General features: G+C 67.7%; 17 protein-coding genes and 1 pseudogene. 17 read left to right on the top strand and 1 reads right to left on the bottom strand.

Going from position 1 to position 21,223, the window contains the following annotated elements; translation table 11 throughout:
* The first annotated feature begins 265 nt into the window (after positions 1 to 265).
* From IPG61_02145 to IPG61_02130, 4 genes are all read left to right on the top strand, one after another.
* Positions 266 to 1,969: a sigma 54-interacting transcriptional regulator gene (locus tag IPG61_02145; protein ID MBK6732891.1), complete on the top strand. Its 1,704-nt coding sequence runs from the start codon at positions 266 to 268 to the stop codon at positions 1,967 to 1,969.
* Between the two features lie 246 nt (positions 1,970 to 2,215).
* Complete coding sequence (locus IPG61_02140; protein MBK6732890.1) at positions 2,216 to 2,668, top strand: hypothetical protein; 453 nt, start codon at positions 2,216 to 2,218, stop codon at positions 2,666 to 2,668.
* Entirely contained in the window at positions 2,643 to 3,551 is a 909-nt protein-coding gene (locus IPG61_02135; GenBank protein MBK6732889.1) for a hypothetical protein, read from the top strand. Before IPG61_02140 ends, IPG61_02135 begins: the two co-directional genes overlap by 26 nt.
* A gap of 858 nt (positions 3,552 to 4,409) precedes the next feature.
* Positions 4,410 to 4,871, top strand: coding sequence for a hypothetical protein (locus IPG61_02130; GenBank protein ID MBK6732888.1), 462 nt, complete (start codon positions 4,410 to 4,412; stop codon positions 4,869 to 4,871).
* On the opposite strand, the pseudogene IPG61_02125 reads toward IPG61_02130, so the two are convergent.
* Positions 4,851 to 5,988: pseudogene (locus tag IPG61_02125) on the bottom strand (IS3 family transposase). The gene IPG61_02130 and the pseudogene IPG61_02125 overlap by 21 nt on opposite strands.
* 88 nt (positions 5,989 to 6,076) lie before the next feature.
* Here IPG61_02125 and IPG61_02120 point away from each other — a divergent pair.
* The 13 genes from IPG61_02120 to IPG61_02060 all read left to right on the top strand — a co-directional run bounded on the left by IPG61_02120 (position 6,077) and on the right by IPG61_02060 (position 21,195).
* A complete protein-coding gene (locus tag IPG61_02120) occupies positions 6,077 to 6,235 on the top strand; it encodes a hypothetical protein (protein MBK6732887.1) in 159 nt (52 codons plus the stop codon).
* 60 nt (positions 6,236 to 6,295) lie between these two features.
* Positions 6,296 to 7,456, top strand: coding sequence for a right-handed parallel beta-helix repeat-containing protein (locus tag IPG61_02115; GenBank protein MBK6732886.1), 1,161 nt, complete (start codon positions 6,296 to 6,298; stop codon positions 7,454 to 7,456).
* 168 nt (positions 7,457 to 7,624) lie between these two features.
* Positions 7,625 to 9,100, top strand: coding sequence for a signal recognition particle protein (gene ffh, locus IPG61_02110; protein ID MBK6732885.1), 1,476 nt, complete (start codon positions 7,625 to 7,627; stop codon positions 9,098 to 9,100).
* Positions 9,101 to 9,184: 84 nt separating this feature from the next.
* Positions 9,185 to 9,727 (top strand): 30S ribosomal protein S16, encoded by a 543-nt coding sequence (gene rpsP / locus IPG61_02105; GenBank protein MBK6732884.1) that lies wholly within the window; start codon positions 9,185 to 9,187, stop codon positions 9,725 to 9,727.
* An 88-nt stretch (positions 9,728 to 9,815) separates the two neighbouring features.
* The gene (locus tag IPG61_02100) at positions 9,816 to 10,046 is read left to right on the top strand and encodes a KH domain-containing protein (GenBank protein ID MBK6732883.1); all 231 of its coding nucleotides are present in this window, start codon (positions 9,816 to 9,818) and stop codon (positions 10,044 to 10,046) included.
* Position 10,047: 1 nt separating this feature from the next.
* Positions 10,048 to 10,581, top strand: a complete 534-nt coding sequence (locus tag IPG61_02095; protein ID MBK6732882.1) for a hypothetical protein — start codon at positions 10,048 to 10,050, stop codon at positions 10,579 to 10,581.
* Entirely contained in the window at positions 10,565 to 11,356 is a 792-nt protein-coding gene (trmD, locus tag IPG61_02090) for a tRNA (guanosine(37)-N1)-methyltransferase TrmD (GenBank protein ID MBK6732881.1), read from the top strand. The genes IPG61_02095 and trmD overlap by 17 nt, the downstream gene beginning before the upstream one ends.
* Before the next feature lie 30 nt (positions 11,357 to 11,386).
* Positions 11,387 to 11,731, top strand: a complete 345-nt coding sequence (gene rplS / locus IPG61_02085; protein ID MBK6732880.1) for a 50S ribosomal protein L19 — start codon at positions 11,387 to 11,389, stop codon at positions 11,729 to 11,731.
* A gap of 28 nt (positions 11,732 to 11,759) precedes the next feature.
* Positions 11,760 to 12,371, top strand: coding sequence for a ribonuclease HII (locus IPG61_02080; GenBank protein ID MBK6732879.1), 612 nt, complete (start codon positions 11,760 to 11,762; stop codon positions 12,369 to 12,371).
* A gap of 2,757 nt (positions 12,372 to 15,128) precedes the next feature.
* Positions 15,129 to 15,722, top strand: a complete 594-nt coding sequence (locus IPG61_02075) for a transposase family protein (protein MBK6732878.1) — start codon at positions 15,129 to 15,131, stop codon at positions 15,720 to 15,722.
* 15 nt (positions 15,723 to 15,737) lie between these two features.
* Positions 15,738 to 16,715 carry a hypothetical protein gene (locus IPG61_02070; GenBank protein ID MBK6732877.1) on the top strand — a complete coding sequence of 326 codons (978 nt, stop codon included), beginning with the start codon at positions 15,738 to 15,740 and terminating at the stop codon, positions 16,713 to 16,715.
* Between the two features lie 346 nt (positions 16,716 to 17,061).
* Positions 17,062 to 17,430, top strand: a complete 369-nt coding sequence (locus tag IPG61_02065; protein ID MBK6732876.1) for a YraN family protein — start codon at positions 17,062 to 17,064, stop codon at positions 17,428 to 17,430.
* 168 nt (positions 17,431 to 17,598) lie between these two features.
* The gene (locus tag IPG61_02060; GenBank protein ID MBK6732875.1) at positions 17,599 to 21,195 is read left to right on the top strand and encodes a S8 family serine peptidase; all 3,597 of its coding nucleotides are present in this window, start codon (positions 17,599 to 17,601) and stop codon (positions 21,193 to 21,195) included.
* The last annotated feature ends 28 nt before the right edge of the window (positions 21,196 to 21,223 follow it).

Raw genomic sequence — 21,223 nt, 5'->3', positions numbered from 1 at the left:
ATATCGTTGGCAACCGACATGAAGCTGCGCTCGCCGGCAATTTTCTTGGCTTTGTTGCAGGCCGTACATCCAACTATCTTGAGTCGATCAAATGGTACAAGCGTTCACTAACTTACTTTGTTGGAATGGGGCTGCCGCGCAAGTGTTCTATGGTTCATTTAAACCTCGGCATTTCCCACTATAAAACGGGGGAGTACGAAGCCTCAAAGTACCAGCTTGAGCAATCCCTCCGCCTAGGCGCCAAAGCCAACGCCCCCCACCGCCAATGCTTCGCCAACATAGCCTTGGGCAACGTCCATCGCCTGACCCGCGACTTCGAATCCGCACGCCGTCACCTGCACCCGCCTACAACCAGGCGCAGGAACTGCAATTCCCCCGGGAAGAGGCCCTGGCCCTGGAGTTCCTCGGCGATGTGTACCGCGACGAGGGCCAGACCGAATCCGCGCGGCGCTTCTATGCGAGGGCGATGGCCATCGGTCTGCAGATCGCGCCCGAAGGCGACATCGTGATGGAGTTGCGCCGGCGCAACGGTGAGTGTTTCGGGCTGGAGAATCGGGCGGCCGAGGCGATGCCCGAGTTGCAGCGCGCGCTCGACATGAGTCGCGCGCAAAAGGATCGCTTCGAGGAGGGCGTCACGTTGCGCGTGATGTCCGAGGTGGCGTACCGGTCGCACGACCTGGCGAATGCGCGGCGGTTCATCGACAAGTCTTGCGCGTTGCTGGTGGAGATCGGTGCGCGGCACGAGGCGGCCATTGCGCTGCTGCACAGTGTCGACCTGCGGTTGGCCGAAGTGGAGACGGGGCGTGGTCAGAGTCCGCGCGCCATGCTGCTCGACCAGGCGTGGCGGCAGGCGACTGAGGCGCTCGACCTGTTCATGCGGGTGGATGTGCGCTGGTGGACGGACAAGTGCCGGGCCACGGTGGCGCGCGTGTCGGCGATGCGAAGTGCGGCCGAGCGCGGCGCGGCCGACGCCAAGTCGAAGCTGGCCGGCTACGCGCCGGGCGATATCATCGTGCATGCGAGCACGGCGATGCGCGACCTGGTCCAGCTCTGCGACATGTTCGCTTCGTGCGATGACCCGGTGCTGGTCACCGGCGAGACGGGCACCGGCAAGGAAGTCGTCGCGCGGCGCCTGCACACGCATGGGCGGCGCGCCGATGGTCCGCTCGTCGTCGTGAACGTGGCGGCGATCCCGCAGACGATGTTCGAACGCGAGTTCTTCGGCCATACGAAGGGCGCCTTCAGCGGCGCCGATCGCGACAGCCAGGGCTATGCGGCGCAGGCCGACGGCGGCACGCTGTTTCTCGACGAGATCGGTGACCTGCCGCTGGAGGTGCAGCCGAAGCTGTTGCGTCTTCTGCAGGAGGGCACGTACCAGGCCATCGGTGACCCGAAGGTGCGCCGCACCGATGTGCGGTTGATCGCGGCGACGAACGCCAACCTGCGGCAACACGTGGCCGAGGGGAAGTTCCGCGCCGACCTCTACTATCGCCTGCAGACGCTCGAGCTCGACATCGCGCCGTTGCGCGATCGCCCCGAGGACGTCCTGCCGCTGCTGCGCCATTTCCTCAGCCTGGCAGCCAATCGCCCGGTCGATCTTGCCGAGTACTTCAATCGGCGCAGCCTGGCGCAGCTGGTGCAGCACGAATGGCCGGGCAACGCGCGCGAGATCGCGATGGTCGCGAAGCGCGCCCACCTGGCCCTGCTGGCGCAGGGGAGGGTGCTCGTCCAGGTTGCGAAGACCGACGGGTCGTACCTCCTGGCCGACGGCCCGGGTGACATGCCCACGATCGAAGAGGCGGCGCCTGCCTTCCTCACGCCGGTCGAGGCCGCGGAGCGCACGCGCATCCTGCTGGCCATCGAGGCGAACGGCGGCAGCCGGTTGCTGGCCGCGCAATCGCTGGGGATGGGGCGCAGCACGCTGTACCGGAAGCTGGCGCGGTTGGGCATCGCAACACGGCAAGACTGAAATCCACACAGATTCGCGGACGTGATGTGATGAGGTGTTTCCGCTTGCGCACGATGTAAAAGTTTAATATAGTGCGTATATTGCGCACGAAGGGAACACAAATTGCATTCATACTCCCAGTTCGCGACGGCTCTAGGGCTTCTGGATGGCCGATTGTCCCTAGTCTCGGCGCCCATGTACCGACTTGTCGTCTGCGGCGGAACCGCTTTGGTGGCAACAGGTTTGCTGCAACGCAGCACAAGGGATGTGGACATCCTGGCGCTGGCTGACGACCTGGGGTGCCTCATTGATCCGTCGCCGCTGCCGGCACCTTTGCTCAGCGCCGCTGCTGAAGTAGCCGCTGATCTGGGTCTTCCGGCGGACTGGCTGAACAACGGTCCCAGCAGCGGCGACGGTGGCCTTTTCCGGCTCGGTCTGCCGGACGGTCTGGCGCAGAGACTGCGTTGGGAGCGTTTCGGCGATCACCTGGAAGTCGGCTTCATCAGCCGGCTCGACCAGATCCACTTCAAGCTCTACGCCGCGGTGGATCAGTTCGGCAGCTACCACGCGACGGATCTGCAGGCGCTGCACCCGACCGACAACGAGCTGATCGCGGCTGCCGACTGGTCGCGATCGCATGATCCATCACCCGGCTACCGGCAGGGACCGATCCAATTCCTGGGAGCGTTCGGCTATGGCCATCTCTGCGACCGAGTTTAGGGACACCGTCCGCGACCGGCTCCTGGGCCTGTTGTGGCGGCAGTGGTCTGCGATCGGCGTAGCCGGATACAGCGAATCGGTCGAGACACGCATTGTGGATCCTGAAGCGCTCCTCCTGCTGACCCTGACCGTCGGCCGCTACGACGCCCGTCTCTACGATGCCGTCCTGGAATGGCTGGACCTCAATGCCGACTATCTCAACGTGCAGCGTCTGCAGAATCTGGCGCCGTCCTTCGGTCCGCATGCCCGGGCCGGGTTGGGTGCGATTGCCGAGCGGCTCGGCCGGCGGTCTGCGGTCGCGTTGAAGTGGAAGAAGCTGGCGGCACTCCCGGGCCTGGCACAGGAGGAGCCACTCTTTCTCCTGGCCGACGGAAGCGCGATGCCCCTTCCCGCTGCACACGACGAGGTGTTCCGCAAACACGGGCTCCTGCGCGCGCCGATCACCACGCGCGGAGTCGCGCAGCCTTTTCCAAACGAAGGCATGCCGTCGCTGCTCCTGCGGTTGCGGGCCCTGTTTGGCGTGAGCATCCGCTGCGAGATCCTGTGCCTGCTGGGCTCGACGAGCGAGATTCATCCTTCGCTCATCGCCAGGCAGATCGGGCAGGCGCCGCGCACGGTGCAGGACGTGTTGGTGGACATGGTGCGCTCAGGGGTGTGCAGGTGCGGACCAGCGCCCGCGCGAAATACTATGCGCTGGTCCCCGGCGCTTTCGATGACCTGCTGCGACCGGAAGGTCGGACACCATGGACCAACTCCGTGCCATTGTTCCGGGCACTCGAGGCGATCTGGCTGGGGCTGTCCGATTCGGGGGAGCGGGATCTGCCCGTTACGCTGCTCGCGTCACAGTGGCGACGCACGGCGCAGTCGATCCGGCCGTTGCTAGGTGACAGCGGACTTGGACAACCTCTGCGGGACGAAACGTCGTTTGTCGGGGAGGCTTACTACGACGTGTATTTGGAAGACATCTTGCGAATCTTGCGGCATCTATAGAAACCAAGGTCGGACACCCACGACAAATATCGCACCGCTGCTTTAGGCGCTCGAAGCGGTGTGACTCGGGCTGTCGGTCCGGGGAAGCAGGATGCCCCTGCTCGACGACAGCGGGCAAAGACAACCCCTTTGGGACGAGGATCATTCATGGGCGAGGCCCACGGAAGCGTATGTGGTAATGCCCCGCGTATGTAGGCAACGGTGTCGTTCCCGAATACAACAATGAGAAATTGCCGACGCTTAGTTTTGATCTCGCCAACTTGGTGGTTAGGAAACGGGAAGGAATGCAGCACATCGTACCACCGTCACGAGGACTGGGATAATCTAAGCGAAGCAGTGGTGACTCGGCGTTTGAGCCGGAGCAGGTTGTCCATGGAATCTGCTCGTGGTCGCCGGTACCTGTCGAGTCGCGCATCGGATACCCTCGCGATTTCTGTAGGCGAGCCGCGACAAAATCTAGTTGACACTTCGTTGAAAGCAGCCGTAGCATCGTCGCGTATTCCAAACGCATCACCCTTCTGCGGCAGATCGGCCGCAAGCGCCCAGGGTGGTGTGCAGTGAGCGGCGGTGGCTCGCTGCTGATCGCGTTTTTGAGACCGTGTGAATCGCGCCGTAATGTGAACCCGGCAAGTCATATTGCGCCAGTTGCGCACCAGGCAGGTCTGGTGTGGCGTGGAGATTGCCGAATCACTGCTGCGCGCCATGTGCACGATCTCGTTTGAAGGCACAGTTTTTCATTGGGGGTGCCTCAATGAACAAGGCCTTTTTGCTTGTCCTCTTTCTGGTCGTGAGTTCGGCCGCATTCGCCGAAGATGAATGGTGCCTCACGCCCACTTCTTCGGTGGATCCGTTGAAATCGCTGGGCGTTTCGCACCCTTACCCACACGAGATGAACTCCGCCGTCTTCCGCATTTTCATACATCTCCTGCGGCGAAGTGACGGCACGGGCGGGATAACGTCGCAGCAGGCCGACGAACAACTCGAGTGGCTCTTCAACGGCATGGCCCCCTACGGCGTCTCTTTCGTTGAAATTGGCCGCGATGAGATCCTGTACCGCTACTTCGACTCAATATTCTACAACCAGATTCCTTTGAGGGTCTACGATCGCACCGATGCTGTAGACATTTTTCTGGGCGATCCAGCCCCGGTAGATCCCAACGGGAATTTGGAATTCCCCTGGTTTCATAGACACCTAACAAGCCACGCTTCGTGAGGCGCTCTCGAACGCCTCGGGACTGACGTTGCCAAGGTGGCTGTGACGACGCCTGACATTGTAGAACATTGCGATGTAGTTGAACAGGTCCGCTCGCGCCTCTTCAAGAGACCGGTAGATCCGCCGACGAACCCACTCCTTCTTCAATGAACTGAAGAACGATTCGGCCACTGCGTTGTCCCAGCAGTTGCCGCGACGGCTCATGCTTGGAACAAGCTTGTTGTGGGCGCAGAACCGGTGCCAGTCGTCGCTTCCGTACTGCGACCCCTGATCCGAGTGCACCACGACGCGGCACTTGGGACGCCGCAGGCGGACCGCCATCTTCAGTGCATCGATGACAAGACTGCGTGTCATTGTCGGCTGCATCGACCAGCCCACGATCCTTCGCGAGAACAGGTCCAGCACGATCGCCAGATATAGCCAGCCCTGCCACGTGCGGATGTACGTGATGTCGGTCACCCAGGCCTGGTTCGGCTCGTTCACTGTGAACTCACGCTGCAGGATGTTCGGCGCCAGGATCGCCGGCCGGCCGTTCACGTAGCGCGGCTTCCGGTAAGCATGGGCGCCGCGGATCCGATTCTGGCGCATGATGCGCTCAACACGATGCAGGCCACAGGACTCGCCCCATTCGCGCAGGTCCTTAAACACCCGCGGACTCCCGTACGAGTAGTTGCTGGCCTCGTGGCTGGCGGCGATCAGCTCGCGCAGGCGCTGGTCCTCGATCGCACGCGCCGATCGGGGCTCCTTGAGCCAGGCGTAGTAGCCGCCCGATGGACCCCGCAGCACGCGACACATCACCGCTATACGGTGCTCGTGTTGGTGTTTTGATGAACGCGTACTTTACTCGTGGTCCTTTGCAAAGTACGCGGCGGCTTTTTTAAGATGTCTCGTTCTTCCTGCGCCCGCTTCAAATCCGCCTTCAGCTTCTGGATCTCGAGCTTGGAGTTTGGCCACCTCGTCGGACTCCGGGGCCGCCGGCGGCGTGGCGGACCCAGAGGTACAGGGTGTGCGCAGGCACCCCAATCCGCTCAGCAACGTCCTTGACCGGGTACCCCCGATCCACGACCTGCTTGACCGCGTCCGCTTTGAACTCGGGAGAGTACTTTTGGCTGCTCATCGACTCCTCCTTCAGGTACAATTGTACCGTAAGAGGTGTCTAGAGAACCGGGGGAATTCCAGACATCTACAGCCTGCGGGGTGAACACGTGCGGGCGCTGGTATCGCGATCCTTGGTCGCAGGTGTGCACTCTGTGGATTGGGACGGAACGAGCGACGACGGCATGGGGCTCCCGAGTGGCGTGTATGTCGCTCGCTTGACCTCGGGGCCAGTGGTTTCCGTGAAACGGTTGACGTTGGTTCGCTAGAACTGGAGATGTCATTGGGGGCGGGCCGCCCCGCCCCCGAGCTGAACAGGTGGTGCCGCAATGCGATCGCGATACAAATGCCTGGCTGCCTTGGCGGCACTTCTTCTGGCGGCATCCCCGCTGACGGCGGCAACGTGGCGTGTGGAACTGAACGGTAGCGGCGACTTCACCGACATTCAACCCGCAGTGGACGCTGCGGCGGCCGGCGATACGATTCGCATCAGGCCGGGGCGCTTCGCGACGTTCCATCCCATTGGCCTGCCTGGGTACTTTGACGAAGTCATTGTCTTGATCAGAAAACCCAATCTGACGTTCATTGGCGCGGGCAAGAACGTAACGAGAATTGGGCCGACGTCTGCTTATGTCCCCTATGCGAAGGCGCCACGTGCGTTCTTTTCGCTTTCGCCAAACAATTTCAAGCTAAGAGACCTGACAGTCGAGAATGTCTGTCTGCTCGTGTTTGCCAGCAACTATGTGGACATTGAGGGCTGTACTTTCAATGCTCCGGATCATCGGATAATTTGTATTTCGATTTATGACTCTGCGGCGCGCGTTGAGTCGTGCGAGTTCACGCTGTATGGTGCGCTCGGTGTTCTATTTAATGGTCCGAGTTCAGGTGCCGTCATCAATGCCTGCCAGTTCTTGGGAACCGGCAACAGCAATCCCGTCAACTGCTCATTTGGCCCCCGAAATGTCAGCGTATCCGGTTGCAATGTCACGAATGGTGGCTTCGTGTTCTATGACGCGACTGGGTCGGTTGCGAACTGTACGTTCGTAAACGGGATCGCGAAGGCGCTCCACGTCGACATGCCGACTTCGAATATCTTGCTCAACAGTGTCACCATTGAAGGAGGTGCGGAAGTGGGGCTTTCAATCCTCGGTAGCGGCAGGGTGACGGCTGAAGGGCTCGTGATAGCCGGTACGACCACTGCCGCGATCACAACTTCCGCGCGTAGCTATTTGTCCGTCCGCAATTCGAGCATTCTTCCTGCGTCCGGATGGGCCGTGTACGCCAATGTGTCTTCAGGCTGGCCAACCCACACCCTGGATCTCACCAATAACAACTGGGGCGTGACGGACGCCGCCGCCATCGACGCCATGATCTGGGATCACCATGACGACCCCAACAACCCCTGCACGGTGATCTACCAGCCGTATGTCGGGCAGCCGGTGTCCATTGAGTCCACGACCTGGGGTGGGTTGAAGTCGCTCTGGCGCTGAGCGTCGTGGTTTCTTGTCGATCTGGCACTACCTGACCGTTTCCTTGCCCAATCCCCCCCCAAATGCTACATTCGCAGGTCCGCTGGCCCTTTTCGGCCGGCTCCGGACGCATCGCCGAAGTGTGGAACTTTCTGCGATGGCGCCCGCAACATGTTGATTTAGCGTAGGATGCGCGCAGCGTCCCGGCGGGCTGGCTCGAAAGAGCGGGGCCCTCGGGCGGGCACGCCCTTTTGCCGTGACCGGCCCCCGGGGCCGTGCGCGGGTGCGCCCAAGACCGACCAGACAGGAAAAAAGACCGTGTTCCAGGACCTGACCAGACGCCTCGACGCCACGCTGAAGAAGCTGTCCGGCGCCGACCGTCTGACCGAGGACAACGTCAAGGAAGCGCTCCGCGAGGTGCGCCTGGCGCTGCTCGAGGCCGACGTCAACTACAACGTCGCCAAGAACCTGATCGCGAACATCCGCGAGAAGGCCCTCGGCCAGGACGTCCTGGGCAGCCTTACGCCGGCGCAGCAGGTCGTGGGCATCGTCAACCAGGAGCTGACGAAGCTGCTGGGCGGCCACGCCAGCGAACTGAACCTGGACGCGGCCAAGGCGAAGAACAAGGGCATGACCGTGGTCATGGTCATGGGCCTGCAGGGCTCGGGCAAGACCACCTTCTGCGGCAAGCTGGCGCTGCGCATGAAGAAGGAAGGCCGCGTGCCCATGCTGGTCGCGTGCGATATCTATCGCCCCGCGGCCATCGACCAGCTGCACGTGATCGGCGACAGCATCGGCGTGCTGGTGCACAGCGATCGCGAGAAGAAGAACCCGTCGCAGATCGCCAAGCTGGGGCAGCGGCGCGCGCGTGACAACGGCTGCGACGTGCTGATCATCGACACCGCGGGTCGCCTGCACATCGACGACGCCCTCATGGGCGAGCTCGAGGCGATCCAGCAGATGGTGCCTTCGGACGAGAGCCTGCTCGTGCTCGACGCGATGACCGGCCAGGAAGCCGTGAACATCGCCGGCACGTTCGCCAAGCGCCTGAACTTCGACGGCGTGGTGCTGACCAAGCTCGACGGCGACGCGCGCGGCGGCGCGGCGCTCAGCGTCCTGGAAGTGACCGGCAAGCCGGTCAAGCTCTGCGGCGTGGGCGAGAAGCTGGAGGACCTCGAGGTCTTCCACCCCGACCGCATGGCCGGGCGCATCCTTGGCATGGGCGATGTGCTCACGCTCATCGAGCAGGCCCAGGACAAGATGGACCAGGCCACGGCCGAGCACCTGGCCGGGCGGTTTGCGCAGGGCGAGTTCTCGCTGGAGGACTTCCAGTCGCAGATCAAGCAGATGAAGAAGATGGGGCCGCTCAAGGGCGTGCTCAAGATGCTGCCGGGTGTCGACGGCGACATGCTCGACAAGGCCAAGGTGGACGACAAGCAGTTCAACCAGGTCGACGCGATCATCAACTCGATGACCGTCAAGGAGCGCCGCCAGCCCGACATCATCAACGGTTCGCGGCGCAAGCGCATCGCGAACGGAAGCGGCACCACGGTGTCGCAGGTCAACAAGCTGCTCAAGCAGTATCGCGATATGCGGCGGATGATGCGCGACATCAACGCTGCAGGCGGCCTTGAGGCCTTCGGCAAGAAGGTGTTCAAGGCCTAAGAGGCCGGCTCGCGGCAACGCGAGGGGCCACGTACGCTGCGCGCATGGTGCATGCAGCGAAACCACCGTAAGGGGAGGCTGATAGTGTCCACAACGATTCGTTTGACGCGCATGGGGCGCAAGAAGAGGCCGTTCTATCGTCTGGTCGCGGTCGATCACCGCAAGCGGCGCGACGGCGCCTACCTGGCCAATCTCGGCTACTACAATCCTTTCACGGATCCGTTCGATGTGAAGCTGCACACCGACGAGATCATCACCTGGTTGAGCCGCGGCGCCACGGTTTCCGAAACCGCGCGCAACCTGCTCAAGGGTGAAGGCATCCTCTATCGCTACTCGCTGGTGAAGCAGGGCGTGGATGCCGCCGAGATCGAGGCCCGCGTGACGACCTGGAAGCAGGGCGCCGAGGCCGGCGAAGCCAAGCGCGTGCAGGAGAAGACCGCGCGCCTCGCCAAGGCCGCCGCCGAGAAGAAGGCCGCCGAGGAAGCCGAAGCCAAGGCCAAGGCCGAGGCTGAGGCCGCTGCGAAGGCCGCCGAGGAGGCCGAGGCCAAGGCCAAGGCCGACGAGGAAGCCGCCGCTGCCGCCGCTGAAGGCGAAGCGACCGAGCAACCCGCGGAAGGCGACAGTTGAGCGCCCCGCGCGATGAGTTTCCCGCGGACGAGGCCGTGAACCCGGCCGACCTGCCGCAGGGCGATGAGCTGACCATCGGTCAGGGCGCGTGCTCGAACTCATCTCCTATGTGGTGGTCAACCTGGTGAGCCACCCCGCGGAAGTGACGGTGGACATCCTGCGCAGGCAGGACCGCGACGTGTATCAGGTCAAGGTGAACCCTGAGGACCTGGGTCGCGTGATCGGCAAGGGCGGTCAGACCGCCCGTGCGCTGCGGGTGCTGCTGACGGCAGTCAGCGCCCGGACCGATCAGCGCATCGGCCTGGACATCGTCGAATAGCATGGCAACGAACGCGGCAGGATTCATCGCGATCGGCGAGATCGTGCGCGCGGTCGGGCTGCGGGGCGAGCTGAAGCTCTATCGGCTGCTCGATTTCCACGAGCCGCTGCTGGGCAGCCCCTTCCTCGTGTGGGAAGACGGCAGTCCGGCCGGGGTGTCCCGGCACCGCATCATGAGCGGCGGGTGCTGGGGGCTGACGACCAAGGGCGTGGGCGGCCGTGACGGCGCCGACGCGATGATCGGGCGCGAGCTCGGTTTCCTGGCCGCCAGCTACCTCGACCCTGCGTTCCCCAAGCCGAGCGGCGGCCTGCCGTTCCGCTGGGTGGGGCGCGAGGTGGTCACCGTGGGTGGCGAGATGGTCGGGATCGTGGACGAGGTGCGGCGCGTGGGCGCCCAGTTCCTCCTGGTGATCCCGGACGGCGCGCACGAGATGCTGATCCCGGCGCTGCCGCCGATCCTGCGGCCCGGCGACGGGCTCGAAGGACAGCTGGTGATCGATCCGCCGGAAGGGCTGCTCGATGTCCAGCGAGACTGAGCCGGACGACGGTCTGGACGTCGGCAAGGGGAACAGCCAGGCACCGGTCATCCGCGTGCTGACGCTCTTCCCGGAGATGGTCCGCGCGGTGCTGGCCACCAGCATCCCGGGCCGCGCCGAACGGCAGGGGCAGGTTCGCTACGAAGTCACCGACATCCGTGACTTCGCCGTGGACAAGCACCGTACCGTCGACGACACCGCCTACGGAGGCGGGGCCGGCATGATCATGATGGCGCCGCCCGTGGTCGAGGCGGTGGAGAAGGTCCGGCAGCGTGAAGACGCCACCGTGATCCTGACCACGCCGCAGGGCGAGACGTTCAGCGAAAAGCTGACGCTCGAACTGCTGGCGGACCTGCAGGCCAAGGGCGAACTGATCCTGGTCTGCGGGCGGTACAAGGGCATCGACGAGCGCGCCCGCGAACTGGTCGTCACGCGCGAAGTCAGCATCGGCGACTACGTCCTTTCGGGGGGCGAGCTGCCGGCGCTGGTGGTGGTCGACGCGATCGTCCGGCGACTGCCGGGAGTCTTGCACGACGAGGATTCGGCGGCGAACGACAGCTTCACCGCCGACCGCGAAGGCGGCCTCGACTGCGCCTGGTACACGAAGCCCCCGGTCTACCGGGGCCTGGACGTACCCGAGGTGTTGATGTCGGGTCACCACGCGAACATAGAGGATTGGCGCCGGCGGCAGGCCGCCGAGCGCACGCGGGCACGACGGCCGGAACTGGCCACCGCCCCCGCCGAAGTGCCGAAGAAGCAGAAGAAGCGCGACTGACCTCGCGCGAGACCGCAACAGGAGGACGAGATGAACATCGTGGACAAGATGCGCGCCGAGAACCTGCGCACCGACCTGCCCGACTTCGCGATCGGTGACACCGTGAACGTCGGCGTGCGCATCGTTGAAGGCAACAAGACGCGCACGCAGAACTTCATCGGTGTCGTGATCGCGCGTTCGGGCGCCGGCATGGAGGCGACGGTCATGGTGCGGAAGATGTCCGGCGGCGTGGCCGTCGAGCGTATCTTCCCGGTCCAGTCGCCGAACGTCGAGTCGATCTCGGTGAAGAAGAAGGGCCGCATCCGCCGCGCCAAGCTGTACTACCTGCGTGGCCGCACCGGCCGCAGCGCCCGCATCCGCGAAGCGCGTCGGTAGGTCCCGCTTGAAGGCGGTTGCCGGAGCGCTGGCGGACTACGACCGCGAGCGCTCGCGGGACGGCCGCCTGCTGCTGGGTGGAGTCGACGAAGCGGGGCGCGGCTGCTGGGCTGGCCCCGTCGTCGCCGCCGCCGTGGTGCTGCCCGCCGGCTGGGCCCCCGTCGGCCTGGACGACAGCAAGAAGCTGTCGCCCGCCCGCCGCGAGGCTCTCTACACCGAGATCCGCGCCGGCGCGCTGGCCTGGACCGCCTGTGCCATCAGTGCGCCCGAGATCGACAGCACCGACATCCTGCGCGCCACCCTGCGGGCCATGTCCCGCGCGGTGGCGCGCCTGCGTCTGACGCCCGACCTTCTCCTGGTCGACGGCAACCAGCTCCCCACTGTATCCATTCCCGCCGAATCCATCGTCCGCGGCGACGGCACCAGCGCCGCCATCGCGGCGGCCTCCATCATCGCCAAGGTGCTGCGCGACCGCGTGATGGTCGCGTGGGACAGGCACTATCCCGGTTACGGATTCGCGGCGCACAAGGGGTACGGCGCGGCTGCGCATCGCGAGGCGATCGAGCGGTTGGGGCCTTGTGTGTTGCATCGGTATTCTTATGAGCCGTTGGCTTCTCGGGGGCAGGGGCGGTTGTTCTGACAGTGGAGCGGTCGGGGAAACTGGCTCAAGACCCAAGTTCAACCTGTGCAGCACTTCCGGACACATGTTCGCCGAACGTCCAGCGCGAGACTTGCTCCGGCGTAAGTTGATTCGACGGGGCCCGCGGCTGCCCCCCCGGCCCCTTTTGGCCCCCCCCCATTGGCGTGGCGTGGGTCTGTCTGCTCTGCGCCCGGTCGACGCCCGGCCGCCGTCTCCCCCCCCGGGCCGCCCCCGGGGGGCGGGGGGGGGGGCGCCGCGGGGACGCCGGGGGGGGGGCGGCCGGCCCGCGGCGGGGGCGCCGGCGCCGGCCCGGGCGGGCCGGCGGGGGGGGGGGGCCGCCCGGCGGCCCGGGCCCCTCCCCGGGCCCGGGCGCTGCCGCGCCTTCCCCGCGGCCCGCCCCCGGCGGGCCCCCCCGCCCCCCCCGCCCCCCCCCCCCCCGCCGCCCCCCCCCCCCCCCCGACCCCCCCTTCGAGGCCCGCGGCCGGCCCCGGCGGGCGGGGGGGGGGGCCCCCCGAACGCCGGGGGGGGGGGCGGGGGGGCCCCCCCGCACGCCGGCGCCCCCCCCCCCGGCCGCGGGGGGGGGGGGCCGCCCCCCGGGCCGGGCCCCACCCCCGGCACCGCGCGCTGGCGCCCGGCTGTTTGCCGCGGGCCGGCCCGGCGGGCCGCCCCGCCCCCGCCCCCCCCCCCCCCCGCGGCCCCCCCCCCCCGACCACCCGGGAACAGGCGGTTTCCGACTCCGTCCGGCAATCCCCTGATGCGCCTCGACATGAGCTCGGACTCCATTGGAACAGTGGTCGGGCACCTCGGCACGATTATGCGGACGGAAGACGGCGGCGCCCCGCCCCTGCGGCAAGCCGGCGGCACGCGGCGGCGGTGGGGGGGGGGCGCGGGCGTGGGTCCGTTGCGTAGTCGCGCAGCAGGGGGGGGGCCTCTCCCGACATCCGATGGTGGCCGCCACTGGATCAGTCGCGACAGCGATACGACCGAAGGGGGGGGGGGGGGGGGGGGGGCGCGGGGGGGGGGGGGGGGGGGATTGGGGGGGGGGGGGGGGGGGGGGGGGGGGGGGGGGGGGCTGGGCGCCCCGGGCCGCCGGGGGCGGGGCCGGGGGGGGGAACCCCCCCCCGGGGGGCGCGGGGCGGCGGCGGGGGCCGCGGCGGGGGGGGGGGGGGGGGGCGGCGGCGGCGGCGCGGGGGGGCGGGGGGGGGGCCCCCGGCGGGGGCAGCAACGGGCCGGTGGGCGAGCGGGCCCCCCGCCGGCCCCGCCCGCCCCCGCCAAAGGCCCCGTGTGCCGGAACCCCCGCCCGGCGAGACCTGGCATCGCCGCCGGCCGGCGCCCCCGCCCCGCGCGGGCGGGGCGCCGGGGGCGCGGCCCCCCCGTACGCCCCGGGCGTCTTCGCGAACGCGGACCTCGCCGTCGGACCAGGGTGTGCTTCGCGATGACGGTGGTCGGTCCTGGTTGCCTGCGACTCCGGTACTTCGTTGACACGCGACGGGGCCTTCGTGGGTGGGGTGGGTCATCGTGGTGCCGGGAACTGTCCTCGTGTCCACGCGACCGGGTCAGATTGGACTGTGCCTTCTCGGCAGGCGACGGCAAGACCGCCCCCCCCCCAACACCCCCGCGGGGGGGGGGGGGCCCCGGGGGCGGGGGCGGGGGCGGGGGGCGGGCGCGGGGCGGGGGGGGGGGGGGGGCCGGCCGGGGGCCCCGCCCCGGCCCGCCCCCCGCCGAGGGCCCCCCCCCCCCGGGAGCCCCCCCCCCCCCGGGCCCCGCGGGAGGGGGGGGGGGGGGGCCCCCCGCCGGCCCCGCCGCCGCCGGGCCGGCGGCGCCGGGGGGGGGGGGGGGGCGGCCGGGCGCGGCGCCCCCCGCCGGCGGCCGGGCGGGCCCCCCCCCCCCCAGGAGCCCGCCCAACGCTGCGGTCGCCTGGTCCGGACCTGATACGGTGGTTGCGGCAGGTGAGCTTGGTACAGTGCTGCTGAGCGCCGATGGCGGCATGACGTGGGTGTGCCGCGCCCCCAGCCCACATGGGCGCGCTTTGCCGCCTCGGCGGGAGTCGGATGCCGACTATGGTCTCTGCGCCAACGACGGGTTTTTGTCCGGCGTTGTTGGGCGCCTGGCCGCCCCCCCCCCCCGCCCCCCCCCCCCCCCCCCCCCCCCCCACCGGAGGCCGCGGGGGGGTGGGCGTGGTCGCCCGGCCCGGGGGCGGGGGGGCTCGACGCCGCAGCCCGTGGGTTCTTGGTTGGGGATCTCGTTCGCGTAATCGGAGGAACCGCGCCCCCATGGGGGGGGTCCCGTGCCTGTTTCGTAAGCTCACCCAATTCAGACAGTTGAGAAGTGCTGCCCTGAGTCAGGGTTCGGCGGCCCCGGGGGCGTCGCCCAGCCGGGCAGGGCTACCCCCCCCCCCCCCCCGCCCCCCCCCCCCCCCCCCCCCCCCCCCCCCCCCCCCCCCCCCCGCCCCGGGGGCGGCTGGCCACGGGTCAGCCGCCCGGCGCCCCGGCGGCGGGGCGGCGGGCCTGTGCGCTGTCGCGTGCCGCGTGGTACAAGACCCCTCAGGGTCGTCTGGTGCGCGACGCTGAGGTGATCGACGCCTTGCAGGGCCTTGCCGGACGACCCCGGCTCGACCAGCTGCGCCTGCACGGCCGGGGGTGGAATCACAAGCGCCTGTACCGGGTGTACTGAGTTGGGGCTGAATCACCGGCGCCGGACCAAGCAGCGCTGAGTGATCGCCCGCGGCAGCCGCTAGCGGTACCGGCTGCACCGAACATGGTCTGGTCGCTGGACTTCATGCACGACACGCTGTACAGCGGCCGCCGGTTCCGGACGCTGAACGTGTTGGATGATGGCGTTCGGGAACTGCTGGCGATCGAGGTCGACACGTCGCTGCCCGGCGAGCGCGTTGTGCGCGTTCTTGAACAGATCAAGAGCTGGCGCGGCTTGCCGGAAGCGATCCGCTGCGACAACGGACCGGAGTTGCTGAGCGAGGTGTTTGTGGCCTGGTGCGAACAGAACGGCGTCGAGATCCGGTACATCCAGCCAGGGAAGCCGAACCAGAACGCCTACATCGAGAGGTTCAACAAGACGTTCCGTGACGAGCTGCTTAGCGCGTACCTGTTCGACGACCTTGACCAGGTGCGGGAGCTGGCCTGGAACTGGATGCTCGACTACAACGAGGAGCGACCGCACGACAGCCTTGGCAAGGTGCCGCCGTCGGTCTCCGCCCGCCCCCGCCGGGGGGGGGGCGGCCCCCCGGCCGGGTTGTGGAAGGGCCGCCGTTTCGCCCCTCTTCCCTCCCCCCGGGGGCCGTCCGCCGGTGGGGGCCTGGTATGCCGAGCGGAGTTACCGCAAATGAGGATCTGACGAACGAGAACGGCTATGTGGCAGAATTCAGCTACCCGATTAGCGATTGCAGTCGCGCGCTACTTCGGGCGCAGGTACGGTACCACATTCATTGGTGGGGCTTCGGCTTGGGTTAATTTGCCAGGCTATGTCCCTTCGGGCACAAGCAACGGCGATCTGACCGCCGATGGTTGCATCGATGCTTCTGATGTCGCTGTGCTGGCTGCTGTCTATGATCATTGCGAAGGTGAAGGTGGCTACAATGCCTGTGCTGATTTTCAGCCCGACGGGTGCATCAATCTTTCGGACTTGCCCATCTTTGGTGCCATCTACATTGCGCCTCACCCGCCTTGTAGCCTCGACAAAGGGACAGTCCGCGACGATGCGAAGATTGTGTTCACTCAGAAGTCCACGAGCTCGCGCGAGTGTGTAGTGCGCGCCATGTCTAGCTGGAGCGCCGCTGTTATCCGATTGCGAGCCATTGGCGTCAACAAAGATGATTTGGTCTGGGTGCCTTCCGCTGATCGCGCGGACAGATCAATGATGATCGCGGATGAAGCGAATGCCAAAGGGGAGTTTGTGGTTTTTCTGCTTAGTGGGGGCGGAAGTGGTGCAACGACAATCGGTTCGTTGGTTCTGGCTCCGTCTGCGGCAGGGGTGAACGTGGAGGTTCTTGAAGTTGACCTGGCCCCGATTGTTGAGCCTGGAAGCGAATTGAAGGCCGGGGTTTCCTTTGTTACTTCGCTGAGCGATCCAACTCCTAATCCGTTCAATCCTCGTACGAAGATTGCGTTCGAGCTTGCCCGTTCTGAGTTGGTGTCAATCTCCGTCTATGACGTGGCCGGGCGCCTCATAAGTCGGCTGATTGAGAACGATCTCCGTACCGCCGGCCATCATGTTGTGGAGTGGGACGGGCGCGACAAAGCGGGGCTCAGTATGGCTGCCGGCGTGTACTTTTGTGTATTGGACAGTCCGACAGTCAGATTGACGAAAAGAATGACAATGCTCAAGTAGGCGCATTGCGGCCCGCAGGAATATGGAGCGGCGCAGGGCTTCCAATGTCGAATTGCGAAGCCCTGCGTGGCGACAAACGGCACAGCACGCCAGATTTGGTACAAGCCTCGGCGACTTCCCAAAATTGGCTGCGGTTAGCGTATCATCCGTCAATGTCATATCAACGGCAACGTGGCACCCACCAGTTACAGATGCGGCTGCAGGCCTAGACCATTGGCAATTCAAGCGTGCCCCATAACTCCCCAACCGCCGCTGGCCTACCCTCGACCCAAAGCACCCGGCACATTTCCCGCACCCCCGCCCGTTCCTCCCGGAATGGACTCCCACCCTGACCACCCCCTACGAAATCCCCGCTCGCGCCCGTGCCGCCCGCGGCGCCTGGGCCGAGCACCTGGCCGAGGCCGTGCTCGTCGCCTGCGGCTACGCCACACTCGACCGGCGGTACCGCATCCCCGGCGGCGAGATCGACCTGGTCGTCCGGCGCGGCGCCGACCTTGTCTTCGTGGAGGTGAAGGCCCGCGCTGCCGACGGCGCCGGCGAGCCGGAGTGCTTCCTTGCCGAGGGCCAGCGGCGCCGCGTACGGCGGGCGGCCCTGGCCTGGCTGGCCGCACACCCGCAATCCGGGGGGCCGCGCCTGCGGTTCGACGTCGTGGCCATCGTGCACCACGGGCCCGACGGGGGCGTGGACATCCGCCACCTGCCGGGCGCCTTCTGACGGGCACAAAACCGCCGGCCGTTGCGGGGCTGCGGGCGACTCCGTACAATCACGGGGACAATGCCCGACGGAACCAGGATGAGGAGCCCGATGCCGAGGTCACAGCCGAGGTCACAGCCGCGTGCACGGCTGGCGGCGCTAACTCCCGTACCACTCAAAGAAGCCGCGATGCCATTGCTCGCGCTGCTTCTCGCTGCCCTCCTGTTCCTTTGGGCCATGCCCGCACCCGCCGCCGAAGCGATCCCGACCATCGACCCCGCCACCGGCATCGCCGACGTCGACAACGACGGCATCGAGGACCTGCTGCAACAATGGCGGCGCGGCGAGATCGCCTTCACCGATCTGCGCGTCCACGCCACCGCTGCGGCGACCGCTGCACGCGAAGCATCCACCGGCGACGCCGCCGCACCCATGGCCGTCGACACCGTCGAATCAGAGAAGGCCGCAGGCGCCCGGTCGCAGGGGCGCCTGCGGCTTCTCTGCCTCGACGTTGCCCCGGGCGCGCGCGCGAAGGAGATCGATGCCGCCGCGAAGTCCGGCACCTGCCGCACCATCTTCTGCACGCCGCGCTTCGGCGGCGTCACCGTCCTGGAAGTCGACGAGGCCGGCCTGCGCGCACTCGTCGATGCGCCCGCGCAAGGACGCCTGCTGCTCGACCGCGACGGCGTACCCGCGCTCGACAACTCGCGTCGCGCGGTCGGCGCGCATCGCGTGGAGACCGGCGCCTGGAAGCTGGGCGACGACGGCACGTTCTCCCTGGCCATCCTCGATTCGGGTTGCGACACCGCGCACAACGACCTGGGCGATCCCACCGCCGACAACGTCGACGGGCCGCCGCCGCTGGTCGGCGACGCGGGCGACTGGTTCCCCGCCACCAGCGGCTGGCCGCTGTTCCCCGGCTACAAGGTCATCGGCTGGCATGACGTCACCGACGATTTTCCTGCCGCCGCCGGTCCCTGGGACTACAACCACCACGGGACCTCGCTCGCTTCGGTGGCCGTCGGTCGTGGTTCCATCGACAGCGCCTATCGCGGCGTGGCGCCGGGAGCGCGGCTGGTCGTGGTCAAGTGCTACGACTTCGACGAGGTGTGGCATGCCTGGGCCGGCGACTACCTGACGGCCTGCGACTGGGTGCGTGACCAGCGCGAGGTGCTGCGGATCAGCTCCGTGCTCATGGCCGTGAACTGGGACGCCGAACTGGGCATTGCCGGCGCGGTGACCGAACTGGCGAATGCAGGGCTCACGCCCGTGGTGGCGATGGGCAACTACGGAACCACGGGTTACATCGGCTGGCCCGCCCGTTCTCCCGGAGCACTGACCGTGGGCGCGGTGAACGACAACGGCGCCGTCGCCGCGTTCAGCGGGCGCGGCGGCTGGATCACGACGAAGCCCGACATCGTGGCGCCGGGCGGCGGCCTGGTCAGCGCTGCGGGCCGCATCACCTGCGCCGACAGCGAGCCCAACGACACCTACAGCGGACGGTGGGGGACAAGCCTGGCCGCCGCGCACGTGGCCGGCGCGCTGCACCTGCTCGACGAGGCGCTCAACGAGCAGGCCGCCTCGCTGCCGCCGGGGTTGCTGTCGGTGCGCACGCGGCAGGCGGTGCTGCGGTTGACCGCGGCGCCCGTGCCCGCGGCCGAGACCGCCGACGGCGCTTCCACAACGAGCCTGCCGGCAGGCACGGCGCCTCGCGATGACCGCGGCTGGGGATTGCTGCGGATCGATGCGGCGGCGCAGGCACTGCTCGTGCCTTTGCGGCCGGGCGTGGACCAGACCGACTCGCTGCTGACCGGCAGCCGGCAGCCGGTGGTGGCGCGGCGGCTCGACCTGCAGCCGCGCGTGCGCTACCTGGTCGAGGCGTTGCCGGCGCCCGGTCTCGACATCGAACTGGTGCTGGCCGACCCGCGCGATCTCGACAACGACCCGACCGGAGCCGGCGTGGTGCGGCTGAACCAGGGCGGCACCGGCACTTCCGAGTACACCTACGTGACCACCGGGCCGGATAGCTGGCAACTGCTCGCGGTGAAGCGGCTGTCGGGCCAGGGTGCGGTGGTGTTGCGCGTGCGCGAGGCCTCGTCGTTCACGCAGCAGGGCGCCTCGCGCCTGCTGCCCGGCGTCGTCAGTGCCGGCCCGTCGGTCGGTACCTTCGCCGGATTTGCCGGGCCGTCGTTCGTCGTGCCGTCGCTGGTGACGGCGGACCCGGTCGCGCGATCGGTGAACCTGCTCGGCGCCGACGGTGCGCATCGCCCCGGCTGGCCGGTGTTCGTGTTCCCGCATGTGTCGGCGCAGGGCGGCCTGAACCTGCCGCTGGTCTGGGACTTCGACAGTGCGCCGGGCGACGAGATCGTGCTCAGCTCGGCCTACGGCTCCGTCTACTTCTTCAACGCCTCGGGCACCTACCAGACGGTGAACCTTGCGCTCAACCGCGCGCTGACGCTGCCCGTGGGCTACTTCACATCATCCGGCCAGAAGCGCGTGATGGTGGTCGATGAACTGGGCAACGCCCGCGCCTGGCGCGCCGGCCCGGTGCAGGAAGCGACTGCTTCGCTCGGGCACCTGTCGCCGCTGCCGCCGGCGGTGGGGGTACTGCTGCCCGGCGGGGCCGAGAGCATCGTCGTCGCCTTTGCCGACGGCACCGTGACGGCGCTCGCCGCCGGGCTGACCACGCTGGTGGGCTGGCCCGTGAACCTTGGTGCAACACCGGCGGGGCCGCCGGTGCTCTGCGATCTCGACAGTGACGGGCTCCACGAGATCGTGATCCCGGTCCTGAGCGGGGACCCGGCGAGCCTCGTGTTCCGCGTGCTCGAGGGCAACGGCCAGCCTGCCGCCGGCGACGGCGCCGTGGCCCTGGCGCCCACCGGAGGCGGCTGGCGCACCGTGTCGTGGCCCGCCGTGGGCGGACGTCCGGACAGCGGCGAACTGCACGTGGGGCTGTTCGGGCTGGCGGACAACGGGCAACTCGGCGCGGACGCGGTCTGGGAACTGAGCAAGGCGCGACTCGACATGGCGGGGCAGGCCACGTCACAGGTCGTGCCGGGGCTGCGCGTGCACGCGACCAGCGCGCAGGGCGCACTCAATCTTACCTCTCTGCTGATCGCGCCGCCGCTGGCCTGGAATCACTGCGGCGGCTGGGGTACCGACCTGGCATCGCTCGTCCACATCTCGTGGTTCGAGGAACTGTACGGGCTCACGTCGTTCCCCGGCTTGTCCACGGCCTGGTTTGTCGACACCGGCGATGACGACGGGCTTTCGGTGCGGCGGCCCGTACTGCCCGGCGGCGCTGCGGCCGGACCGGTGGCGGCGGTGGGCGCCACCCTGGTACGTGTCAGCGCCGACCTGCTGCTGCGGCTCGACGGCGTCGGCCAGGTAGCCACCATCACGCCCGTGGCCGACCTCTACGCCTCGGATCCGCTGTGGTCCACGGCCCGCGGCGACGGGCGCAACACTGGCGCCTACCCGCTCGAGGTCGGTGCCAGTGCGGCGCCCGAGCCGGTGCCGGTAGCCTTCGGCGTCCAGGTGCACCCGAATCCCGGCACGGGGAATTTCCGTTTTCGTTTTGCGGGCGATGCGGGCGGAACGGTCGATTTCGAGGTCTACGACCTGCGCGGGCGGCGCGTCGGCCGGGTCGCCGTGCCCGCGGGCGCCGGTGCGGCTGACTGGGACGGCCGCGATCCGGACGGGCGGCCGCTGCCGGCGGGCACCTACCTGGTGCGGGCGCGCGGCATGGGGGCCGATGCGGCCACGCGGCTGACGATCGTGCGCTGACCGGCGTCTTTTTCTGTCGGCGCGCGCG

It is taken from the genome of bacterium, from assembly GCA_016703265.1.
GTDB lineage: Bacteria > Krumholzibacteriota > Krumholzibacteriia > LZORAL124-64-63 > LZORAL124-64-63 > CAINDZ01.
This window is presented reverse-complemented; position numbering and strand designations above follow the sequence as displayed.

Bases quoted from the DNA above. Each gene is read 5' to 3' on its own strand.
- IPG61_02145 (MBK6732891.1), top strand. From the start codon at position 266: ATGCTTCGCCAACATAGCCTTGGGCAACGTCCATCGCCTGACCCGCGA.
- IPG61_02135 (MBK6732889.1), top strand. From the start codon at position 2,643: ATGGCCATCTCTGCGACCGAGTTTAGGGACACCGTCCGCGACCGGCTC.
- IPG61_02130 (MBK6732888.1), top strand. From the start codon at position 4,410: ATGAACAAGGCCTTTTTGCTTGTCCTCTTTCTGGTCGTGAGTTCGGCC.
- IPG61_02115 (MBK6732886.1), top strand. From the start codon at position 6,296: ATGCGATCGCGATACAAATGCCTGGCTGCCTTGGCGGCACTTCTTCTG.
- ffh (MBK6732885.1), top strand. From the start codon at position 7,625: ATGCGCGCAGCGTCCCGGCGGGCTGGCTCGAAAGAGCGGGGCCCTCGG.
- IPG61_02095 (MBK6732882.1), top strand. From the start codon at position 10,048: ATGGCAACGAACGCGGCAGGATTCATCGCGATCGGCGAGATCGTGCGC.
- trmD (MBK6732881.1), top strand. From the start codon at position 10,565: ATGTCCAGCGAGACTGAGCCGGACGACGGTCTGGACGTCGGCAAGGGG.
- rplS (MBK6732880.1), top strand. From the start codon at position 11,387: ATGAACATCGTGGACAAGATGCGCGCCGAGAACCTGCGCACCGACCTG.
- IPG61_02075 (MBK6732878.1), top strand. From the start codon at position 15,129: ATGGTCTGGTCGCTGGACTTCATGCACGACACGCTGTACAGCGGCCGC.
- IPG61_02070 (MBK6732877.1), top strand. From the start codon at position 15,738: ATGTGGCAGAATTCAGCTACCCGATTAGCGATTGCAGTCGCGCGCTAC.
- IPG61_02060 (MBK6732875.1), top strand. From the start codon at position 17,599: ATGCCATTGCTCGCGCTGCTTCTCGCTGCCCTCCTGTTCCTTTGGGCC.